Genomic DNA, 20,925 nt, shown 5'->3' on the forward strand with positions numbered 1-20,925 from the left:
ATGATCTACATTTCTGCCGTTGGCATAATTAACGCGTTGGGCAATAACACTGATGAAATCGCAGCCAACCTCACTCGTGGCATAGCGCCGGGAATGCGCCCGCGCACGGGTTGGCTGCAAGGACACCCATCCGCCGTGTTAGCAGGCGTTGACGGTGAGTTACCCGCTATTCCTCAGCACTTTAGCGCTCATCGTTCGCGCAACAACCAGCTATTGCTGGCAGCACTGATGCAAATCCAGCCGCAGGTGGACGACGCTATCGCCCGATTTGGTCGCGATCGTATTGCTGTTGTTCTCGGCACCAGCACCTCCGGCCTGGATGAGGGTGACGTTCACGTTGATTTGATGCTCAACGGCAAAGAGAGCACTGACTGGCGCTATCCGCAACAGGAACTGGGCGATCCGTCGCGTTTTCTTAGCCACTGGCTGGCGCTGGATGGCCCGGCCTTTACGCTCTCAACCGCCTGCTCGTCCAGTGCAAGGGCTATCATGAGCGGACGTCGTTTGATCGAATCTGGTCTGGTCGATATCGCCATTGTCGGCGGTGCGGATACGCTAAGCCGAATGCCAATCAACGGATTCCACAGTCTGGAATCACTCTCCCCAACACTGTGTCAGCCGTTTGGCCGCGACCGTTGTGGGATCACCATTGGCGAAGGCGCCGCCTTGATGGTATTAACCCGCGAGCCACAGCCTATCGCGCTCCTTGGCGTCGGCGAATCCAGCGACGCGTACCATATTTCGGCTCCCCATCCACAGGGGGAAGGTGCCATTCGCGCCATCGACCAGGCGCTTAACGACGCAGGAATGACGCCGGAACATGTGGGCTATATCAATCTGCACGGTACCGCCACACCGCTAAACGATCAGATTGAGTCCAACGTCGTGAGCGCGCTATTTGGCGAAACGGTCCCGTGCAGTTCAACCAAACACCTGACCGGGCACACACTGGGCGCCGCGGGGATCACCGAAGCAGCTATCGGTGTGTTGATTCTGCAACGCGACCTGCCGCTACCACCGCAGGATTTTAGCCAGTCACCACGCGATGAAACATTGCCAGCCTGCGGCATCATTGAACAGCCGCAGTCACTGACTCGCCCGGTTATCTTGTCAAATTCGTTTGCCTTCGGCGGTAATAATGCCAGCATCCTGCTCGGGAGAATCTCATGAGCCACTATTTATCACCGGGCGACTATTTGCCGCATGATGCGCCAATGCTGCTCCTTGAAGAGGTCGTCAGTGTGGCGGACGAAACCGCCATCTGCCACGTGACGGTATCAGCAAACAGCGTACTGGCCCCTTTCCTCGACCCCGATGGCAATCTACCTGGCTGGTTCGCACTGGAACTGATGGCGCAGACCATTGGCGTCTGGTCTGGCTGGCACCGCCAGCAACAAGGTCAGGCGAGTATTACGTTAGGCATGGTACTGGGCGCACGTGACTTAGTCTGTGCCACAGGTGTTCTGCCTGCCGGGAAGAAGCTGAGCATCCATGTCAAATTGCTGATGCAGGATGCACGATTCGGTAGCTTTGAATGTGCCATCCAGGCAGACAACGAGACGCTGGCAACCGGTCGCGTCAACACCTTCCAGCCGACATCAGAAGAAATTAACACGCTATTTCAACAAGGAGCGTCCACATGAGCCGTTCAGTTTTAGTTACGGGTGCCAGCAAAGGTATCGGTCGCGCCATCGCCAGACAACTGGCCGCGGACGGTTTTGTGGTCGGCGTACACTATCATCGCGATGTGCAAGGAGCACAAGAAACGCTGGATGCTATCCTCGCCGCTGGCGGCGCAGGGCGCCTGTTGACATTTGATGTTGCCAATCGCGAGCAGTGCCGTGAAATACTGTCGCAAGATATTGAGGCAAACGGCGCATGGTACGGCATTGTTAGCAACGCTGGGGTCACTCGTGATGCCGCTTTCCCTGCGCTCAGTGATAACGACTGGGATGCGGTGATCCATACCAACCTCGACAGCTTTTACAACGTCATTCATCCGTGCATTATGCCGATGATCAGCGCACGCAAGGGGGGCCGTATCATCACACTGTCTTCGGTTTCGGGCGTGATGGGCAACCGTGGTCAGGTCAATTACAGTGCTGCAAAAGCCGGAATTATTGGTGCCACTAAAGCGCTGGCCATCGAACTGGCAAAACGCAAAATTACCGTAAACTGCATTGCACCGGGACTCATTGATACCGGGATGATCGAGATGGAAGAAGCCGCATTGAAAGAGGCGATGTCGATGATCCCCATGAAACGGATAGGTCAGGCTGAAGAAGTGGCCGGGCTTGCCAGTTATTTAATGTCGGATGTGGCGGGCTATGTAACTCGCCAGGTGATTTCCATCAATGGAGGGATGTTATGACACGTCGTGTCGTGATTACAGGCATGGGCGGCGTCACCGCCTTTGGGGAAAACTGGCAGGCTGTCTCCGCCAGGTTATTGGCATATGAAAATGCGGTACGCAAAATGCCGGAGTGGCAGGTTTATGACGGACTGCACACACTGCTGGGTGCGCCGATCGACGACTTCACTCTACCGGAACACTATACCCGCAAGCGAATTCGCGCCATGGGTCGCGTATCGCTGATGTCCACCCGCGCAACAGAGCTGGCGCTTGAGCAGGCCGGGCTGATTGGCGATCGGGTACTGACTAACGGTGAAACCGGGATCGCTTATGGTTCATCAACCGGTAGTACCGGTCCAGTGAGCGAGTTCGCGACCATGCTGACCGAGAAGCATACTAATAACATCACCGGCACGACCTACGTGCAAATGATGCCGCACACCACTGCCGTTAACACTGGATTATTTTTTGGTCTTCGGGGGCGAGTCATTCCGACATCCAGCGCCTGCACATCCGGTAGCCAGGCAATTGGTTACGCATGGGAAGCCATTCGGCACGGTTATCAAACAGTGATGGTCGCCGGCGGTGCAGAAGAACTGTGCCCTTCCGAAGCCGCCGTGTTTGATACACTGTTCGCTACTAGCCAGCGCAACGACGAGCCGAAAACCACCCCCTCCCCGTTCGATGAAAAACGCGATGGTCTGGTCATCGGAGAAGGCGCAGGTACGCTGGTGCCGGAAGAGCTGGAACACGCTAAAGCGCGCGGAGCAACGATTTATGGTGAAATCGTTAGCTTTGCCACTAACTGCGATGCTGCCCATATCACCCAGCCACAGCGCGAAACAATGCAGATTTGCATGGAAAAATCGCTAAATATGGCCGGTATTAGCGCCCGCGATATCGGATATATTTCAGCTCACGGTACCGCAACCGATCGCGGTGATATTGCAGAAAGTCAGGCAACTGCTGCAATTTATGGTGATAATGTGCCGCTATCCTCGCTTAAAAGCTATTTTGGACATACCCTTGGCGCTTGTGGCGCACTAGAGGCCTGGATGAGTCTGCAAATGATGCGAGAAGGCTGGTTTGCGCCTACGCTAAATTTGAGTCAGCCAGATGCTAATTGTGGAGCGCTGGATTACATTATGGGTAAAGCCCGCAAGATTGATTGCGAATTTTTGCAGAGCAATAACTTTGCGTTTGGCGGCATAAATACTTCTATCATCATTAAACGTTGGCCCTGATATGTACCGGATCGTTCTTGGGAAAGTTTCTGTTTTAAGCGCTGGCACACTGCCTGCCGCACTGCGTGAGCAGGCCCCGCAAGGCGCTCGTCGTGCGCGCTGGCTGGCAGGTCGCGTACTGCTTTCCCATACTCTTTCGCCATTACCGGACATCATCTACAGCGAGCAAGGAAAACCGGCCTTTTCCGCCGACACACCGCTGTGGTTCAATCTCAGCCACAGCGGTGATGATATTGCCCTGCTGCTCAGCGACGAAGGGGAAGTCGGCTGTGATATTGAAGTCGTTCGCCCGCGCGATAACTGGCAGACGCTGGCAAATACGGTGTTCAGTCTCAGGGAACATGCCGAAGTTGAGGCCGAACACCCGGAGCAACAGCTGGCGGCGTTCTGGCGCATCTGGACGCGTAAAGAAGCTATCGTGAAACAGCGTGGCGGCAGCGCCTGGCAAATTGTCAGCGTCGACAGCACCGCGCTAACCTCCTCACTCTCAGTCAGCCAGTGCCAGCTCGATACCCTGAGCCTGGCGGTGTGTACCCCCACGCCGTTTACTCTGACCGCCGACGCCGTGCAGCGTCTGGAAGCCTTAGCGTAAATTTTCCGGGAAGTTTTCCGGCAATTCACTCGCCGCACAGGCAATAACGCTGTCATTATTCGCCCCACAGTCACGCACGAAGGTGATGGTCGCAAACTCGTCAATCACCTCAGTTGGATATGCCGGACCCGCATCGCGATATGACATCATCAGCGGAATATGGTCATTCTGGAAACAGACCGTTTTTTGCGGATTGTTAATCACCCAGCGTGGGAAAAAGATGGTGCCGTGAAAGAGTTTGTCGCCCAGATTTACGATCAGGCTGACGTCGGTCCCGGTCGGTTCGGTCCATGAAATTTTATAAACACTCTCGCCAACCCGCACAATGTACGCCCGCTGATCTTTCACCCAACGATTCCCCACAATGCCGCTGTGAATACGGTAATCCAGAGTGGTGTCGTTTTTCACGTAGATCTCGTAATTCCAGCCATTATCGTAGGTATAGACCAGATGTTTGCCGACAAAGCCGCTCAAATCATGTTTATCAAAAGTGCTCATATTCGTTCTCCTCTTACTTGATGCGAGGATCTTACCGCTTCAAAAATTGGATGAATAACGCTATGTTTACATCATATTCATTCAATTTTTAGATGAGTTATGCACAAGACAACGCTGGAGCAATGGGCCCTACTGGAGAAAGTGGTGGAGCTGGGCAGCTTTGCTAAAGCTGCGGAAGAGACCAACCGTAGCCAGTCTTCGGTGAGCTATAATCTGGCGATACTGCAGGAGCGGCTTGGCGTGACGCTGCTGACGCCGGAAGGTCGCAGGGCGGTATTAACCCCTGCGGGGGAGCTACTGCTGGGCCAGGTCAAACCGTTACTGAAGGCCTTTTTATGGGTGGAAACCCGGGCAGCAACGTTGCAAAACGGCACGCGAACGCGGCTGGATTTCATGGTAGATAGCATCTTCCCACGCAAACGCCTGTTCGCGATCCTCAAGCAGTTTCAGCAGGCGTGGCCGCAGACGCAGGTACGTTTGACCGAAGTGCTGGAGAATGCTGACGATCGACTGGCAGCGCATGCCGATGCGGACGTGATGGTCCTGACCCGACGCCAGGATATCACCGGCCGCGGCGAATGGCTGATGAATATTGACTTCGTGGCCGTTGCCCACCGCGATCACCCGCTCTGCATGCTGGATGCGCCGCTGGATGAAGACGCGTTACGCGCGTGGCCGCTGATTCGCATTGCCGATCGCGACAACCCGCAGCAAGCGGTGCGCGATGCCTGGACCTTCTCGACCATTGATGCCGCGATTGAGGCGGTGATGCATCAGGTCGGTTATGGCTGGTTGCCTGAGGAGCGAATTCAGCAGCAGCTTGAGCAGGGGCTATTACGACTGCTGCCGTTAAGCCATGGCGCTCGCCGTGCCACCCCGCTGCATCTGATCGTCAAAGACACGCTCGCGCCGCTGGATGAACAGGTAACAACCCTGCTGCGTTTATTGCGAGAACATTAACCTTTTCCCCGGATGCCGGACGTGTGTTACAAAATACGCTATTCCCCTTACTCCCTGTGCGCCCACGCGCCACATGAAAGGTTAATTGCAGATGCAACGAGTCACCATTACCCTCGATGACGATTTACTGGAAACGCTCGACAGCCTGAGCCAGCGCCGTGGCTATAACAACCGTTCCGAAGCGATCCGCGATATTCTGCGCGGCGCACTGGCGCAGGAAACCACCCAGGAGCACGGCACTCAGGGATTCGCAGTGCTCTCGTATGTTTATGAGCATGAGAAGCGTGACCTGGCGAGCCGTATAGTTTCCACCCAACATCACCACCACGATTTATCAGTCGCCACGCTGCACGTGCACATCAACCATGACGACTGTCTGGAAATCGCTGTGCTAAAAGGTGACATGGGCGATGTGCAGCATTTTGCCGATGACGTGATTTCCCAGCGCGGCGTGCGCCACGGTCATCTGCAGTGCCTGCCGAAAGAAGAGTAATTGCTTGTTTTGTTGCCCGGCCTACATTCGTTCCCGTTTGTAGGCCGGGTAAGGCGCAGCCGCCTTCCGGCAATAATATTTACGCCATCGTGCCAATCGTCTTTCTGAAACGCAGCAGCGCTATCACGAAGAACGTACTGCCAATCGCCAGCAGCGTCAGGAACTGCGGCCAGACAATATTAAATCCTGCGCCGCGGTAAAGAATCGCCTGCGCAAGGCTAACAAAATGGGTAGTCGGCATCGTCAGCATAATGTCCTGCACCGCCTGCGGCATGCTTTCACGCGGTGTAGAGCCGCCGGAGAGCATCTGTAACGGCAGCAGTACCAGAATCATCAGCAGCCCCAGTTGTGGCATGGAGCGCGCCAGCGTGCCCATAAAAATGCCGATTGACGTGGTGGCGAACAGGCTCAGCGCCACTCCCAGCATAAACAGCGGTATCGAGCCTTCAATCGGTACGCCAAGCACACCTTTTACCATCAGCATCAGCGACAGACCGGAAACCACCAGCACCACCAGCCCCATCGACCAGATTTTTGCCATCATGATTTCAAACGGCGTCACCGGCATCACCAGCAGGTGCTCAATGGTCCCGTGCTCACGCTCGCGAATCAGCGCCGACCCGGTAAGCACAATCGCCAGCATGGTGATGTTGTTGATAATCGCCATCACCGCGCCAAAGCGGGCGGGTTCCAGATTAGGGTTAAAGCGCATACGCATTTCCAACGCCACCGGCAGCTCGCTGTTATCGCGGTAACGCGACACAAAGCTGTTCACCTCGCCACTGATGATATTCTGGATATAGCTGTTGCCGGTAAAGGCCTGGCTCATCCGCGTGGCATCGACGTTAACCTGAATATCCGGCTGCCGCCCGGCCAGTACATCGCGCTGAAAATCAGGCGGAATGTTCACAGCGAAGGTATAGCGCCCGGCATCCAGCCCGGCATCCATCTCATCGGCAGTAATCATCTCCGGCGGTAAAAACCACGGACGATAAAAACTGTTCACAATGCGATTCGACAACTGCGACTGGTCCATATCGGCAATGGCAATCGGCGCCAGGTGCAGCGACCCTGGCAGAACGGTCGCAGAAGAGTAAACCGAGACCGTGAAGGCGAAGACGATCAGCGTCAGCATCGCTTTGTCACCCAGCAGGCTGCGTAACTCTTTGATGCCGAGGTTATAAATATTCCGTAATCGGCGCATCACCCCTCCTGTTTTTTCAGCAGTAATACGCTCAGACCAATGACCACTGGAATGGCTACCGCCAGCGGAATAAACAGCGGCCAGAGATCGGTCAGATCCAGCGCTTTAGAGAACGTCCCGCGCGCGATGGTCAGAAAATGGCTGGTCGGGTAAATTTCGCCAATCCACCGTCCCGGCCCTTCCAGCGAGGCGACCGGGTCGATCATCCCGGAAAACTGCGTCGCCGGGATCAGCGTAATAATCGCCGTACCAAAAATGGCGGCGATCTGACTTTTCATAAACGTGGAAATTAACAATCCCAGCCCGGTGGCAATGGTGACGTACAGCAGCGCGGCCAGCGTCAGGGTCACAAAACTCCCCTTATGCGGGACGCCGAATACAAACACCGACAGCGCGCACAGCAGCAGGAAGTTCAGCATGCCCAGCACGATGTAAGGCAACTGTTTGCCGAGTAAAAACTCGCTGCGGGTAGTGGGCGTCACGTACAGGTTGATTATCGACCCCAGCTCTTTCTCACGCACCACGCTCAGAGCGCTGAGCATGGAGGGGATCATCATCAACAGCAGCGGGATCACCGCCGGAACAATCGCTGGCAGGCTTTTCACATCCGGGTTGTAACGATAGCGAGTTTCAATGGTCATCAATCCGTTTTGCCCGCTGGTATTTGGCTGACGCGCCATCACATCCTGCAGCCAGGTCTGGTGCATCGCCTGCACGTAGCCTCTGACCGTTTCCGCACGGCTCGGCATTGCGCCATCGACCCAGACGCCAATCTTCACCGGCATTCCACGCGCGATATCGCGGCCAAAATTGGGCGGGATCTCTATGGCTACCGCGACTTCGCCCGAGCGCATCCGTTTGTCCAGCTCGTCATAACTGGTGAGCGGCGGCTGCTCGATAAAATAGCGCGATCCCGCCAGATTCAGCGTCCACGCCTGGCTGCTGACTGTCTGGTCACGATCGAGCACCGAAAAACGCAGGTTTTCCACATCCATGCTGATGCCGTAGCCCATGATCAGCATCAGGATCACCGTGCCCATCAGCGCCAGCGTTGAACGTACCGGGTCACGTCGCAGCTCCAGCGCTTCGCGGCGGCTGTAGCTGAACAAGCGCCGCAGGCTAAATCCCTGGTGCGGCGGTTGACTGTTTTCATGCACTGCCGGGACATTGGCTGGCGGTAACTGAGCCTCCGGCGCCGGACCTGCCGCTTCCTGTAACCAGGAGATAAACGCTTCTTCCAGACTGGCGGCACCACGCTGTTTCACCAGCTCCTGCGGCGTACCGCTGGCCAGGACTTTTCCGGCGTGCATCAGCGACATGCGGTCGCAGCGCTCCGCCTCGTTCATAAAATGGGTGGAGATAAAAATGGTCACTTTATCCTGACGCGACAGATCGACCATCAGTTGCCAGAACATGTCTCTCGCCACCGGATCGACCCCGGAGGTTGGTTCATCGAGAATGAGCATCTCCGGGCGATGGATCACCGCCACCGCCAGCGACAGGCGTTGACGGATCCCCAACGGCAGCGCGCCGGGCAACGCGTCTTCGACATCGGTCAGCGAAAAGCGCTCACTCATCTCTTGTACCCGCCCCGGGATTTCTGCTTCGGGGATATGGAACAACCGCGCGTGTAGCTCGAGGTTTTGCCGTACGGTCAGCTCGCTGTAGAGCGAAAACGCCTGCGACATATAGCCTACCCGGCGACGGGTATCGATATTCTTCGGGTCAACCGCTTGCCCAAACAGCCACGCCTCACCTTCACTTGCGGGTAGCAGCCCGGTGAGCATTTTCATGGTAGTGGATTTACCGCAGCCGTTGGAGCCGAGAAAACCGAAGATTTCCCCGCGCGGAATACGAAAGTTAACGTGGTCAACGGCCACGAACTTGCCGAAGCGCATGGTCAGATCTTTCGCCTCGATGGCAATATCTTCCTGCTCAGCGTGATACGGCGGGATCACCACTGGCTTATGCGCCTGGCGCTGAGCTTCGGGTAACAGCGCGATAAACGCCTGCTCCAGCGTGTCGGAGTTGGTTTTTTCGCGTAGCTGCTGCGCGCTCCCGGTGGCCAGCACCTCCCCGGCGTTCATCGCCACCAGCCAGTCAAAGCGCTCGGCTTCTTCCATGTAGGCGGTCGCAACCAGCACGCTCATGTTGGTCTGCCGTTGGCGAATGCTGTTAATCAGATCCCAGAACTGGGCGCGGGACAGCGGGTCTACCCCGGTGGTAGGTTCATCGAGAATTAACAGTTCCGGGTCATGGATCAACGCGCAGCACAGCCCCAGCTTTTGCTTCATCCCACCCGAGAGTTTCCCGGCCGGACGATCGCGAAACGGCGCCAGTCCGGTGCTGTTCAGCAGCTCGGTAATCCGCGCTTCGCGCTCCGCTTTGTCATGGCCAAACAGCCGGGCAAAGAAATCGACGTTCTCATACACCGACAGCGTGTGGTACAGGTTTTTCCCCAACCCCTGCGGCATCCAGGCAATGCGCGGGCAGACATCCCGGCGATGTTTCGGGTCGCGCATATCGCCGCCCAGCACCATCACGTTACCGTGTTCAATGACTCGCGCGCCGGAGATGAGCGACAGCAGGCTTGATTTTCCGACGCCATCCGGGCCAATCAGCCCCACCATACAGCGGGCGGGGATATCCAGCGTGATATTGTTCAGCGCTACCGTTTTCCCGTAATGCTGACTCACGCCGTCAAGGTGCGCCACGGGAGGAACAGGAACCAGCGCCAGATGCGTCATTGCGGCAACCTCACCATCAGGTCGTCAGGCCAGGCTCGATTTTCATCGATACGCACCCACGCCATGCCCGGCAGACCGGTTTTCACGTACTCGAGATGCTGCTGCAACAGCTCTGGCGGGATACGCGCTTTAACGCGGAACATCAGCTTCAGCCGCTCATCGCTGGTTTCGACCGTTTTCGGTGTGAACTGCGCGACGCTTGCCACAAAGCTGATGGTCGCCGGAACACGCAGATCCGGTGCGGCATCCAGCACCAGGCGCGCTTCGCCGCCAATCTTCAGTAAGCCAGCCTGTTCGGTAGGCAAGAAGAACGTCATGTAGACATCGCTGAGATCGACCATATTCAGGACGCGCCCACCCGCAGAAAGCACCTCACCCGGCTCAGCAACGCGGTACTGCACGCGACCATCGCGCGGGGCTTTCAGCTCGCTGTCATCAATATCAGCCGCAATACGACGTTCGGTGGCCTGCGCGGCTTCTACGCGGGTTTGCGCCTGAATGATGCTGGTGCGAGCGGCTTCAATTGCGGCTTTTGCCGCTGAGACCTGCGCCTTTGCGGATTCCAGCGCCGCACGTGCGCTTTCTGCCGCGGCCCGATCGTCATCCAGTTGTTGCTCAGACACGGCCCCACGCTGGGATAGCGAACGGGAACGCACGTGGCGTTTAGAAACCGACTGCAGCTCCGCCTCGCGCTGTTTTACTACCGACTGCGCGGCGCGCATTTCACTTTGCCGCTGTTCCAGCAGCGCTCGCGCCGCCGCCACCGCGCTTTCGGCCTCTTTGATTTGCGCGATCGCTTCCAGCCGCTGCTCCTGCAGCACGCGAGTATCCATTTTCGCCAACACCTCGCCCTGACGAACGAACTGCCCTTCCGACACAAGGATCGTGTCAATTCGCCCGGCAATCTTGGTAGCAATATCCACTTCGGTGGCTTCAATTCTGCCGTTGCTGGCTGCGAACCCCTCCGGTATTCCGGCAGGACGGAGCATCCACCATGCTATCGCGGCCACCACGACCAGGATGCCCGCCCCCCACCACATCACATGACGCTTAAACTTATCCATATTCGACCCGCCGTAATCCCTGTTATCAAACGATGCGTGTCACAAAGCCCACTGAACAGCTATTCAGCGGGAGATTCCATCCGGGATGAGAAGGAATAAGAAACCATGGCCAGAGAGCGGGCAGGCGCTAAGGCAACCTGCGCCGCGCAGGAAGTGAATGACGAAAATGCTGTGAAATCGGGTAGTAATGTTGTCATCATCAGCGTTCCTGGCCGGAAATGAAACACGCATACTCATAACTGCTATCTATTGAATACTAACACCTGGATTCAATATGTCTATTCGGTTGTAGTTTCCACTTCAGCCCTATCGCGCTCTGGCACAGGGAATATTTCGTATATCAACGATTGATAAACATTCACAACTATAAACATAATCAATAATTAGACATCGCTATAATAGTGGCTCATTTACCGATCTCGTTATGGCGAGGCTCCTGTACAAATACAAGTTACCGCCCTGCTGGTATCGAGAGAGGCCACTCAGGGAAATACAGGCATCCATCGAATCAAGGTGTTGCCAAGGTAACTTCTGACGATTTCACCATCGGGCAGATACGTTGTTCAGTGCTAAAACCAGGACGTAGGGATCCGCCTGCGCTAACCCTGTCTTGTTCGCCCCTATGAGAGATTTTTATAGGGAATTACACCATGTCATCTATGCCACTCTGCGCCGCCCATCATCCTATGCCGGATTTCAATGGCGATGCTATCGCGCAATATATGCGCACCGATTTTATTACCCTGCCGGATCATCTCAGCGTGAACGGCGCTCGTGAATACTTTGTCTCCCAGCTCACAACGGATGATATTCCAGGCCAGGTCTTTGTTGTGGCTGGAAAAGCGCTGCGCGGAGTGTTATCCATCAAGCGCTTATTGCAGGAAAAAGATACATCGTTGAGCATCAACCATCTTACGGACAGTTGTTTGTTTCATGTAAAGCCTGATGATGAACGGGCACAGGTCGTTGCCAAGTTAACCGAACGCGAACTCGATCTGGTGGCTGTCGTTGAGAAAGGTGAGCTGGTCGGTTGTCTGATGGAAAAAGAGATCGCTCATCTACAGGAAGATGATGTTACCGAAGATGTTCAGCTTCAGGGGGCAACGTTGCCGCTGGAAAAACCCTACCTGGAGATTAGCCCGTGGACATTGTGGAAAAAACGTTCTGTCTGGCTCCTGCTGCTTTTTGTCGCAGAAGCCTATACCAGCAGCGTTCTTCAACATTTTGAAGAGGCGCTGGAATCTGCTATTGCACTGGCCTTTTTTATTCCACTATTAATTGGTACTGGCGGCAACAGCGGTACGCAGATCACCTCAACGCTGGTACGTTCAATGGCGCTCGGAGAAGTACGGCTGCGCGATATGGGTCGGGTGATCCGCAAAGAAGTTTCAACTTCGCTGCTGATCGCCCTGACGCTGGGTCTGGCAGGCTGCTTGCGCGCGTGGATGATGGGTATCGGAGTGGAAATCACGCTAATCGTTAGCCTGACGCTGGTTTGCATTACGTTGTGGAGCGCCGTGGTGTCATCAGTGATCCCCATGGTGCTCAAGCGTATCGGCATTGATCCCGCCGTGGTTTCGGCCCCGTTTATCGCCACGCTTATCGACGGTACCGGGTTGATTATCTACTTTAAAATCGCCCAGTATTTTCTTGGTCTGAACTAATGATAACGCCCGGCAGCCCAGGTTGTCGGGCACCACGGTCAGGCAGGTGTTGTGTAGAGACATTAAAGTTGTATCCTTTAACCTGAAAAAGACTTTAAAGTTGTAAAGTTTTAAAAAAAACACATACAAAACATGATGCTAAGTGTGTATCACACGCTGTTCCAACATTATGCCTTGATGTTCTTGCAGGAACTGCAATTTACAGGAGGAAAAAGGTGTTTTTGTAGTTATCTGGCGTTACGTGACAGTGTTGGTCAGATACTTCCACCTCTTCAGAGTTAAAGTTTGATATATGGGAAAAAAAAACGCTCCCGGACGGGAGCGTAAGCCAGTGACTTCGGCGTCAAATGAGGGTCTAACAAGTGGAGCTGCGGGTTAATTCTGGGTGATCTGACTGCGATGCTTATCAGCCTGCTGCTGGTGAACAACGGAAGACTGACCATTATTCGCCTTCTCATGTACAGCTGCGGCCTTCTCATGCTCGCTCATTTCAGAAAATGACTTTGCTGTTTCGTTGGTAGCTCCGGGTTTAGCTTTCATCATTTTTTTATGCATTTCAGCCATGTCCTGGTGGGCAGCAGAATTGCTGTTTTGCATCATGTCATGGGACATTGCGGCCTGATCGTGACTGCTCATATCCATCATTGTCATGCTGTCTCCCTGAATTGCACTTTTTTCAGCAGATGACTGCATCTGGTGGGCAGGTGCCTGTGCATTATTTACCTGGTCATGCATGTTCATTGTCTCTGCAGCCATGGCAGATGAAGCGGCAGCCATAATGGCAACAAATGATACGAGAATCTTTTTCATGGTTGGGTCTCCGGTGTTTACATACCCAAACAATCAATGGCTTATAACAGAGAAAGCAGTTGATCTCAGGGCGGGTTAATCATCACTCCAGGAACCAGGTGATTGTGTTATCACGCTGCTCCTGATTTATGAATAATTATAAAAAACCGCCTCTGTTTATCGCGTGACTGAATGATGACAATTTTGTCACCTTCCAGGTTTCTCCTGAACAACGGGATTAATCCATTAACAGGCGCACTTTGAACACAATTTCACGCCCCTGCTGTTCTGCTGACAGCTCGCCGCCGTGAGCATGAATGATCGACCTTGTAATTGATAATCCCAGCCCCGCGCCTTCCGTGTTGTAGAACCTTGATGAGTCTGCGCGATAGAACCGGTCAAACAAACGTTCCAGATTAGCGGGAACCTGGCCGGACATCGTATTCGTAATCATCACGTTCACACAGCCACTGTCACGCTCAAGGTGTATCGCTGTACAGGTGTTATCGGGAGAATACTTGATTGCATTGGAAAGCAGGTTACTGAAAGCACGTCGGAGCATATCGCTGTCTCCGGCAACAACGCCCTCTCCTTCAACCGTGATTGTCTTTCCTGTTTCGTCTGCCAGGGGCTCGAACAACTCACGTAATTCATTCAGTTCGGCTGCCAGATCCACATCATGTTTATCCAGCCGCAGCAGACCATGCTCTGAACGTGCCAGAAAAAGCATGTCACTGGTCATTCGTGACAACCTTTTCAGTTCTTCCAGGTTAGCGAATAAAATTTCGCGGTAATGCGAAACATCCCTTTCCTTAGCCAGTGCAAACTGCGTCTGCATCATCAGATTACTGACTGGTGTGCGCAGCTCATGCGCGATGTCAGACGAGAAATCTGACAGTTTCCGGAATGCCCCCTCCAGGCGATCAAACATATTATTGAACTCCTGCATGGTCTCAGAGATTTCCGGCGGAGCCAGATCGGGATTTAGACGCTGATCCAGGCTGTGTACGGTCATGGAGGAAGCCAGACTGGTCATTTCCCGTAGCGGTTTCAGACCAATACGTGTGGTCAGCCAGCCCAGAAAAACAGAAATAAAGACCAGACCGATATTGAACCAGAACAGCCAGGTACTGAGTTTGTCCATAAACAGGGTGTGATACCCAGTATCCGTGGCAACCGTAATGATGACATGTTTGCTTTTACCCTGTTCCGGCGTCACGGCAACCCGCCGCGAGATACTGCGGTACACGGTGTTATTTTCTTCCGTCTGGATCATATAGTCGAGAATATCACCCGACTTATTAAGCAGGACCGCTGGAACAACAGAATTTTTGGCATAGAGTTCAACAATTTTTTCATTTTCCATGTTTTTTATAGAAATGAATAAGCCATTGTGCCCCACCATCGCATCGTTTATTTTTTCTGATAATGACTTAATATCCGTTTTGTTCCTGAACGTCTCTGTTTTAAGAAACTCTTCGGTGAGCTGAAGTTTACCTGTCAGAAAATCGCGGTCCTGATTATCGAAATAGCCATTAAGGGTGCTAATCAGGATAAAACTTGATAACCACCATACCGTAAGCATCACCGCAGAAAAAATCAGGCTCAGGCGTGTGGTCAGGGAAATTTTGAACCTCACTCTTCTCTGATCTCCAGGACATATCCGGCACCGCGAACGGTATGGATCAGTTTTGGCTCAAAGTCATCATCAATTTTACTTCTCAGACGTCTCACGGCGACATCAATCACATTCGTATCACTGTCAAAATTCATGTTCCAGACCAGGGACGAGATAAGACTCCTGGGTAACACTTCTCCGGTGCGTTGCAGCAGCAACTCAAGCAGAACGTATTCTTTACCGGTGAGATGGATCTTCTTCCCCGAACGGATCACGGTCCGGCGCACCATATCAACGGTCATATCGGCGATGGTGCAGACTGTTGCGGCCTGCGAGCGTGCCCGGCGCAGTAGGGTTCTTACACGTGCAACCAGCTCCGTAAAATCAAAGGGCTTAATCAGGTAGTCATCTGCGCCAAGCTCCAGTCCTTTCACTTTGTCCCGCACGTTGTCCTTTGCGGTTAAAAACAGGACCGGTTCTTCGTGCCCGGACTCCCTCAGTGCGCTGATGATTTGCCACCCGTCGAGGAAAGGCAGCATCACGTCCAGTATTATCAAATCATACTGTCCCTTCGACGCGGCCCCGAGACCATCGCGGCCATTATTAAAGAGATCGGCCTGATAGCCTTCCTCAACCAGTCCCTGCTGCAGGTAACGACCTGTTTTTTGTTCGTCTTCAACGATTAAAATACGCTGCATGGTCAACTCGCTGATATGAAAGTAAAAATCTCACGCATGAGCTTTGGCTGTCCCCTAGCTGACCTGAGACGGAGCAAGCATTCCGAGCCACGCTACGGCGCCCAGAATGATAATCGCAACAACGAATTCTGTCAGGATGCTGTTTCGCATCAGGGCAACGCTGCGATCATAATTCCCTTCCCTGACCATAACTTCAAGCCGGGGACCCAAGTGAAACCGGTTTGCTGCAGCCAGAAGAAGCATCAGAACAAACAGAGCCGTCTTGGCAAGCAATATCCTCCCCCAGGAACTGTTGAATAAGGGAGTTAAGTTACCCTCAGCAATATACAGATAGTTGACCAGCGCACTCAGGATCAGGGCTACAACAATCACCGTTCCTGCCGTGGCAAATTTTGCCAGGGAGTCAGATATCACAATGACGCTCTGTGCATTATGCTCGTTTCTGCGCATCAGCAGGATAGCAAATGCAACCAGAGCACCTGTCCAGGCACCTGCAGCGCCGAGATGGGTCAGATCGCTCAGTAAATGGAGATAGTAATGCAGACCGTCATGCATAACGGCGTGTCCTCCCCAGGCAAGTGTAGCCAGCGCCACGCCCCCACTCATCGTCATCAGCAGGCAGGACAATACTCTCTTATTAGTGTAAAGGAACAAAGCACCGAGTGTGGTAAACAGGGCACAGAGCCTGACAATCCAGCTAATACCCACATCAGTTTCTTCTATCACCATCTCGATAACATGGATGGATAATTCTCTGAGGTCAGTTACTCCACTCATGGCATTAGATACCAGGAGCATATTAATGCCAGTAAGAATGATGCCTGTAACAACAGCAAAGGTTATAAACGACCTGAAATTAGTCAGGTTATAGGTTTCATGTCTGACACCGCTTATTCGTAAGCGTCGTCTGAGTACCGTCTGGTCCCGAATCCAGGATCCTGTAACTTAAGCACCCACTTATTTTGCAGGTGGACACCTCATGCGCGCTAAAGAAAGACTTCCCCGGAAACACTATTCCCCTGAATTCAAAATGGAACTGGTCAGGCTGGCTCTTGAAGAAGAAGGCAGTATTGCCGCACTGGCCCGGAAACATGACGTCAATGATAACCTGCTCTTTAAATGGATAAGGCTCTGGCAGCGTGAAGGGCGGGTCTGTCGGCCCCGAAAAAACTCATCGTCGCTTCCTGCCCTGATACCCGTGCAGCTTCAGGCGGGCTCTTCTCTCCCAACCTTCGAACTACCATCCTGCTCTCCTCCCGCTACCTGCCACATAAAATGTCGGGGAGGAGAAATAACACTGACTCATCCCTCTGCTGAACTCATGAGCACTGTCCTGCGCGAACTGATGCGGGGGCCTGTATGATAAATCTTCCCGCAGGCACAAAAATCTGGCTGGTTGCCGGTATCACCGATATGCGCAACGGCTTCATTGGCCTCGCCGCAAAGGTGCAGACCGCGCTGAAAGATGACCCGATGTCCGGCCACGTCTTCATCTTCCGGGGACGCAGCGGCAGTCAGGTAAAACTGCTCTGGCCCACCGGCGATGGTCTGTGCCTGCTGACAAAGCGACTGGAACGTGGTCGCTTCGCCTGGCCCTCAGCCCGCGATGGCAAAGTGTTCCTGACGCCGGCGCAACTGGCGATGCTGATGGAAGGTATCGACTGGCGACAGCCAAAGCGGTTACTGACATCCCTGACCATGTTGTAGCGCTCTTTATCCTGGTTGTCGCAGAATAAGCCTGGTAAAATACAGGCTTATGAACGACACCTCTTCTGACGACATCCTTCTGCTGAAACAGCGCCTGGCCGAACAGGAAGCGTTGATCCACGCCCTGCAGGAAAAGCTGAGCAACCGGGAACGCGAAATAGACCATCTGCAGGCGCAACTGGATAAGCTGCGCCGGATGAACTTCGGCAGTCGTTCCGAAAAGGTATCCCGCCGTATCGCGCAAATGGAAGCTGACCTGAACCTGCTGCAGCAGGAAAGCGATACGCTGACCGGCCGGGTGGATGACCCGGCAGTGCAGCGCCCGCTGCGTCAGACCCGCACCCGCAAACCGTTCCCTGAGTCACTCCCACGGGATGAGAAGCGGCTGCTGCCGACTGAGCCGTGTTGCCCGGAGTGCGGTGGTTCGCTGAGTTACCTGGGTGAGGATGCCGCCGAACAGCTGGAGCTGATGCGCAGCGCCTTCCGGGTTATCCGGACAGTCCGTGAAAAGCATGCCTGCCGTCGGTGCGATCGCATCGTTCAGGCCCCGGCTCCTTCGCGCCCCATCGAACGGGGGATCGCCGGACCGGGGCTGCTGGCCCGAGTGCTGACCTCAAAGTATGCAGAGCACACACCGCTGTATCGCCAGTCGGAGATCTATGCCCGCCAGGGTGTAGTGTTGAGTCGTTCTGTACTGTCGGGCTGGGTGGATGCGTGTTGTCGTCTGCTGGCACCGCTGGATGAAGCCCTTCAGCACTATGTCCTGACCGACGGCAAACTCCATGCTGACGATACGCCTGTCCCGGTGCTGTTGCCGGGCAATAAGAAGACGAAGACCGGGCGCTTATGGACGTACGTTCGAGACGACCGCAACGCCGGATCAGCGCTGGCCCCCGCAGTGTGGTTCGCTTACAGCCCGGACAGAAAAGGTATCCACCCTCAGACCCATCTTGCAGGCTTCAGTGGCGTACTGCAGGCTGATGCCTACGCCGGGTTCAACGAGCTCTACCGCGACGGCCATATAAAGGAAGCCGCGTGCTGGGCCCATGCCCGCCGAAAAATCCACGATGTTCACGTCCGTACCCCGTCAGTCCTGACGGAGGAGGCGCTGAAACGGATCGGCGAGCTGTATGCCATCGAGTCGGAGATCAGAGGTAAAAGAGCAGAGGAACGGCAGGCAGTCCGGCACCAAAAAGTGCTGCCGCTGCTGGCGTCACTGGAGGGGTGGCTGCGGGAGAAACAGAAAACCCTCTCAAGGCACTCAGAACTGGCGAAGGCGTTCGGGTATGCGCTGAACCAGTGGCCGGCGCTGATCCGCTATGCAGAAGATGGCTGGGTGGAGGTGGATAATAACATTGCCGAAAACGCCCTACGACGGGTCAGTCTGGGGAGAAAAAACTGGCTGTTCTTCGGCTCGGATCATGGTGGTGAGCGCGGTGCGTCACTGTACAGTCTTATCGGGACGTGCAAATTAAACGGCGTGGATCCGGAACGCTATCTGCATTATGTACTTGATGTCATCGCCGACTGGCCTGTGAACCGGGTGGGTGCTCTGCTCCCGTGGCGGGTTACTCTGCCTGCCTGACCAGCTTCACTTCGTCAATACGGTTCTCACTGCACGCTTACGCTTATTCCATATATCTGAAAAAATGGCAATCCAAATATTACCATCAAATCCAGATAAAGAAGAAAACGAATAACAATCATAATCAGGTCGTTCATAATATTACTTCACTGTAAAGGTGTAATTACCGGTAATAGGGTGCGTATCTGAAGAAACCGCGCGCCAGTCAACACGATAAGTGCCAGCGGGTAAAGGCTCTCGCGGAATAATGACCATCGATTTAGGGTCAGCGCCTGGCGCCACTTTTGCCGCGACCGGCATCGGAGAATGTGATGACATGCCTTTCATACCCGTCATCGTTAATTTTGCACCTGAGAATTTCACGGTCAGATTTTCCGAGAAATTAAGCTGAATCTTTTCCGGGGCCGCTACGGCTGAATCAGCCTGTGGCACAGAGCTTTTTAATTCCGGATGGGCCATAGCAGAGAAAGCAACGCCCATAACGAGGCCACCTGTAAGAATGGCTTTATTTAAAATCGACATTTTATTTACCTGTTTAGTTGAGTGTTTTATATCAGTGCGTTAAAACCAGATTCTGGCTCCCGCCAGGAATACTACCTGATGGTCTTTCTCACCTTCTCTTTTCGCCATATCGGATGTTTTCCCGTAAAGTTGATTCCAGGAAACGCCTATATAGGGTGCAAACTCACGGCGTATTTCATAGCGCAGCCGGAGCCCCAGCTCTGTGTCAGTCAGTCCCCTGCCGCGACCCCGCGATTCATCATCCTGACTGTAGAAATTCACCTCATAGGATGGCTGGAGTATGAGCCGGTTAGTCAGTAAAACGTCGTATTCTCCTCCCAGACGAAGGGCTGCTTTTCCGCCATTACTGACAAAACCCGTAATTTCAGACTCAAAATTATAGAGTGCCAGCCCCTGAAAACCGACAGCAGCCCAGGTCCGGGCAGAAGCAGGTCTGAAATCCTGCCTGACACCCGCAACCAAATCCCACCATGGGCCAACCGCATGTCCCCAGAGTAACTGCGCTTCAGCCGCCTCCGTTTCCCCATTGCTTCGTTCACCTTCACTCTTTAGCCAAATCCGATCTGTGTCGCCTCCAATCCAGCTGTTAACACTCCAGCTGAAATTGTTGGTGTTATCCGACCGTTGCCATTCCAGTTGATCCAGCAGAACCAGATAATTAATCGCACTGTCGTGAATCGCATGCCCCTGTAAATTGCCGAATGCAGCCTTCCGGTCGGCATCGGTAACAGGGTAATGACTCCAACTTATTGATAGTGTTTTATGTTCAGATAATGCCCGATGACTTTGTCATGCAGCTCCACCGATTTTGAGAACGACAGCGACTTCCGTCCCAGCCGTGCCAGGTGCTGCCTCAGATTCAGGTTATGCCGCTCAATTCGCTGCGTATATCGCTTGCTGATTACGTGCAGCTTTCCCTTCAGGCGGGATTCATACAGCGGCCAGCCATCCGTCATCCATATCACCACGTCAAAGGGTGACAGCAGGCTCATAAGACGCCCCAGCGTCGCCATAGTGCGTTCACCGAATACGTGCGCAACAACCGTCTTCCGGAGCCTGTCATACGCGTAAAACAGCCAGCGCTGGCGCGATTTAGCCCCGACGTATCCCCACTGTTCGTCCATTTCCGCGCAGACGATGACGTCACTGCCCGGCTGTATGCGCGAGGTTACCGACTGCGGCCTGAG

At 54.1% G+C, this 20,925-nt stretch carries 19 protein-coding genes, 4 pseudogenes and 1 riboswitch; of the genes and pseudogenes, 11 read left to right on the forward strand and 12 right to left on the reverse strand.

Annotated elements, in window-relative coordinates; genetic code table 11:
• The 5 genes from OGV38_RS02405 to acpT are packed head-to-tail and all read left to right on the forward strand — an operon-like array spanning position 1 to position 4,189.
• Positions 1-1,170, forward strand: coding sequence for a beta-ketoacyl-[acyl-carrier-protein] synthase family protein (locus tag OGV38_RS02405; RefSeq protein WP_269519516.1), 1,170 nt, complete (start codon positions 1-3; stop codon positions 1,168-1,170).
• On the forward strand, positions 1,167-1,643 hold the full coding sequence (locus OGV38_RS02410; protein WP_016157678.1) for a hotdog family protein: 477 nt from the start codon (positions 1,167-1,169) through the stop codon (positions 1,641-1,643). The genes OGV38_RS02405 and OGV38_RS02410 overlap by 4 nt, the downstream gene beginning before the upstream one ends.
• On the forward strand, positions 1,640-2,371 hold the full coding sequence (locus tag OGV38_RS02415) for a 3-ketoacyl-ACP reductase FabG2 (protein ID WP_016157679.1): 732 nt from the start codon (positions 1,640-1,642) through the stop codon (positions 2,369-2,371). Before OGV38_RS02410 ends, OGV38_RS02415 begins: the two co-directional genes overlap by 4 nt.
• Positions 2,368-3,597 (forward strand): beta-ketoacyl-ACP synthase, encoded by a 1,230-nt coding sequence (locus OGV38_RS02420; protein WP_286472902.1) that lies wholly within the window; start codon positions 2,368-2,370, stop codon positions 3,595-3,597. Before OGV38_RS02415 ends, OGV38_RS02420 begins: the two co-directional genes overlap by 4 nt.
• Position 3,598: 1 nt before the next feature.
• Positions 3,599-4,189: a 4'-phosphopantetheinyl transferase AcpT gene (acpT, locus tag OGV38_RS02425; RefSeq protein ID WP_016157681.1), complete on the forward strand. Its 591-nt coding sequence runs from the start codon at positions 3,599-3,601 to the stop codon at positions 4,187-4,189.
• Here acpT and OGV38_RS02430 read toward each other — a convergent pair.
• Positions 4,181-4,687, reverse strand: coding sequence for a phenolic acid decarboxylase (locus OGV38_RS02430; protein ID WP_016157682.1), 507 nt, complete (start codon positions 4,685-4,687; stop codon positions 4,181-4,183). The two genes, acpT and OGV38_RS02430, sit on opposite strands and share 9 nt — an antisense overlap.
• Before the next feature lie 99 nt (positions 4,688-4,786).
• Here OGV38_RS02430 and OGV38_RS02435 point away from each other — a divergent pair, with 99 nt between their 5' ends.
• A complete protein-coding gene (locus OGV38_RS02435) occupies positions 4,787-5,647 on the forward strand; it encodes a LysR family transcriptional regulator (RefSeq protein ID WP_016157683.1) in 861 nt (286 codons plus the stop codon).
• A 91-nt stretch (positions 5,648-5,738) separates the two neighbouring features.
• A complete protein-coding gene (gene nikR / locus OGV38_RS02445; RefSeq protein WP_005121550.1) occupies positions 5,739-6,140 on the forward strand; it encodes a nickel-responsive transcriptional regulator NikR in 402 nt (133 codons plus the stop codon).
• Positions 6,141-6,219: 79 nt separating this feature from the next.
• On the opposite strand, the gene OGV38_RS02450 is transcribed toward nikR, so the two are convergent.
• The 3 genes from OGV38_RS02450 to OGV38_RS02460 are packed head-to-tail and all read right to left on the reverse strand — an operon-like array spanning position 6,220 to position 11,155.
• Positions 6,220-7,344 (reverse strand): ABC transporter permease, encoded by a 1,125-nt coding sequence (locus tag OGV38_RS02450; protein ID WP_016157684.1) that lies wholly within the window; start codon positions 7,342-7,344, stop codon positions 6,220-6,222.
• Entirely contained in the window at positions 7,344-10,091 is a 2,748-nt protein-coding gene (gene rbbA, locus OGV38_RS02455) for a ribosome-associated ATPase/putative transporter RbbA (protein WP_016157685.1), read from the reverse strand. Before rbbA ends, OGV38_RS02450 begins: the two co-directional genes overlap by 1 nt.
• Complete coding sequence (locus OGV38_RS02460; protein ID WP_016157686.1) at positions 10,088-11,155, reverse strand: HlyD family secretion protein; 1,068 nt, start codon at positions 11,153-11,155, stop codon at positions 10,088-10,090. The genes rbbA and OGV38_RS02460 overlap by 4 nt, the downstream gene beginning before the upstream one ends.
• 411 nt (positions 11,156-11,566) lie before the next feature.
• Positions 11,567-11,750: riboswitch (M-box (ykoK) riboswitch) on the forward strand.
• Between the two features lie 55 nt (positions 11,751-11,805).
• Here OGV38_RS02460 and OGV38_RS02465 point away from each other — a divergent pair.
• Positions 11,806-12,819 (forward strand): magnesium transporter, encoded by a 1,014-nt coding sequence (locus OGV38_RS02465; protein ID WP_016157687.1) that lies wholly within the window; start codon positions 11,806-11,808, stop codon positions 12,817-12,819.
• A 375-nt stretch (positions 12,820-13,194) separates the two neighbouring features.
• Here the strand turns inward: OGV38_RS02465 and pcoE are convergent, their stop codons facing one another.
• From pcoE to pcoD, 4 genes and pseudogenes are all read right to left on the reverse strand, one after another.
• A complete protein-coding gene (gene pcoE, locus OGV38_RS02470) occupies positions 13,195-13,629 on the reverse strand; it encodes a copper resistance system metallochaperone PcoE (protein WP_000723069.1) in 435 nt (144 codons plus the stop codon).
• Positions 13,630-13,846: 217 nt separating this feature from the next.
• Complete coding sequence (gene pcoS / locus OGV38_RS02475) at positions 13,847-15,247, reverse strand: copper resistance membrane spanning protein PcoS (protein ID WP_119505883.1); 1,401 nt, start codon at positions 15,245-15,247, stop codon at positions 13,847-13,849.
• The gene (gene pcoR, locus OGV38_RS02480) at positions 15,244-15,924 is read right to left on the reverse strand and encodes a copper response regulator transcription factor PcoR (RefSeq protein WP_001188930.1); all 681 of its coding nucleotides are present in this window, start codon (positions 15,922-15,924) and stop codon (positions 15,244-15,246) included. The genes pcoS and pcoR overlap by 4 nt, the downstream gene beginning before the upstream one ends.
• A 54-nt stretch (positions 15,925-15,978) precedes the next feature.
• A pseudogene (gene pcoD / locus OGV38_RS02485) lies at positions 15,979-16,818 on the reverse strand (copper resistance inner membrane protein PcoD); the annotation flags it as partial.
• A 136-nt stretch (positions 16,819-16,954) separates the two neighbouring features.
• Between pcoD and OGV38_RS24910 the strand changes: the two are divergent.
• The 3 genes from OGV38_RS24910 to tnpC are packed head-to-tail and all read left to right on the forward strand — an operon-like array spanning position 16,955 to position 19,216.
• Positions 16,955-17,287, forward strand: a complete 333-nt coding sequence (locus tag OGV38_RS24910; RefSeq protein WP_050586387.1) for a transposase — start codon at positions 16,955-16,957, stop codon at positions 17,285-17,287.
• Positions 17,284-17,631 carry an IS66 family insertion sequence element accessory protein TnpB gene (gene tnpB, locus OGV38_RS02490; protein ID WP_286472904.1) on the forward strand — a complete coding sequence of 116 codons (348 nt, stop codon included), beginning with the start codon at positions 17,284-17,286 and terminating at the stop codon, positions 17,629-17,631. The genes OGV38_RS24910 and tnpB overlap by 4 nt, the downstream gene beginning before the upstream one ends.
• 49 nt (positions 17,632-17,680) lie before the next feature.
• Positions 17,681-19,216: an IS66 family transposase gene (gene tnpC / locus OGV38_RS02495; protein WP_001000409.1), complete on the forward strand. Its 1,536-nt coding sequence runs from the start codon at positions 17,681-17,683 to the stop codon at positions 19,214-19,216.
• A 41-nt stretch (positions 19,217-19,257) separates the two neighbouring features.
• Here the strand turns inward: tnpC and OGV38_RS25045 are convergent.
• From OGV38_RS25045 to OGV38_RS02510, 4 genes and pseudogenes are all read right to left on the reverse strand, one after another.
• A pseudogene (locus tag OGV38_RS25045) lies at positions 19,258-19,353 on the reverse strand (copper resistance protein CopD); the annotation flags it as partial.
• Between the two features lie 4 nt (positions 19,354-19,357).
• Positions 19,358-19,738 (reverse strand): copper resistance system metallochaperone PcoC, encoded by a 381-nt coding sequence (gene pcoC / locus OGV38_RS02500; RefSeq protein ID WP_000025662.1) that lies wholly within the window; start codon positions 19,736-19,738, stop codon positions 19,358-19,360.
• A gap of 39 nt (positions 19,739-19,777) precedes the next feature.
• A pseudogene (gene pcoB, locus OGV38_RS02505) lies at positions 19,778-20,470 on the reverse strand (copper resistance outer membrane transporter PcoB); the annotation flags it as partial.
• A gap of 14 nt (positions 20,471-20,484) precedes the next feature.
• Positions 20,485-20,925: pseudogene (locus OGV38_RS02510) on the reverse strand (IS1-like element IS1B family transposase); the annotation flags it as partial.

The sequence above is a fragment of the Citrobacter sp. Cb080 genome (assembly GCF_030334745.1).
Lineage (GTDB): Bacteria > Pseudomonadota > Gammaproteobacteria > Enterobacterales > Enterobacteriaceae > Citrobacter > Citrobacter braakii.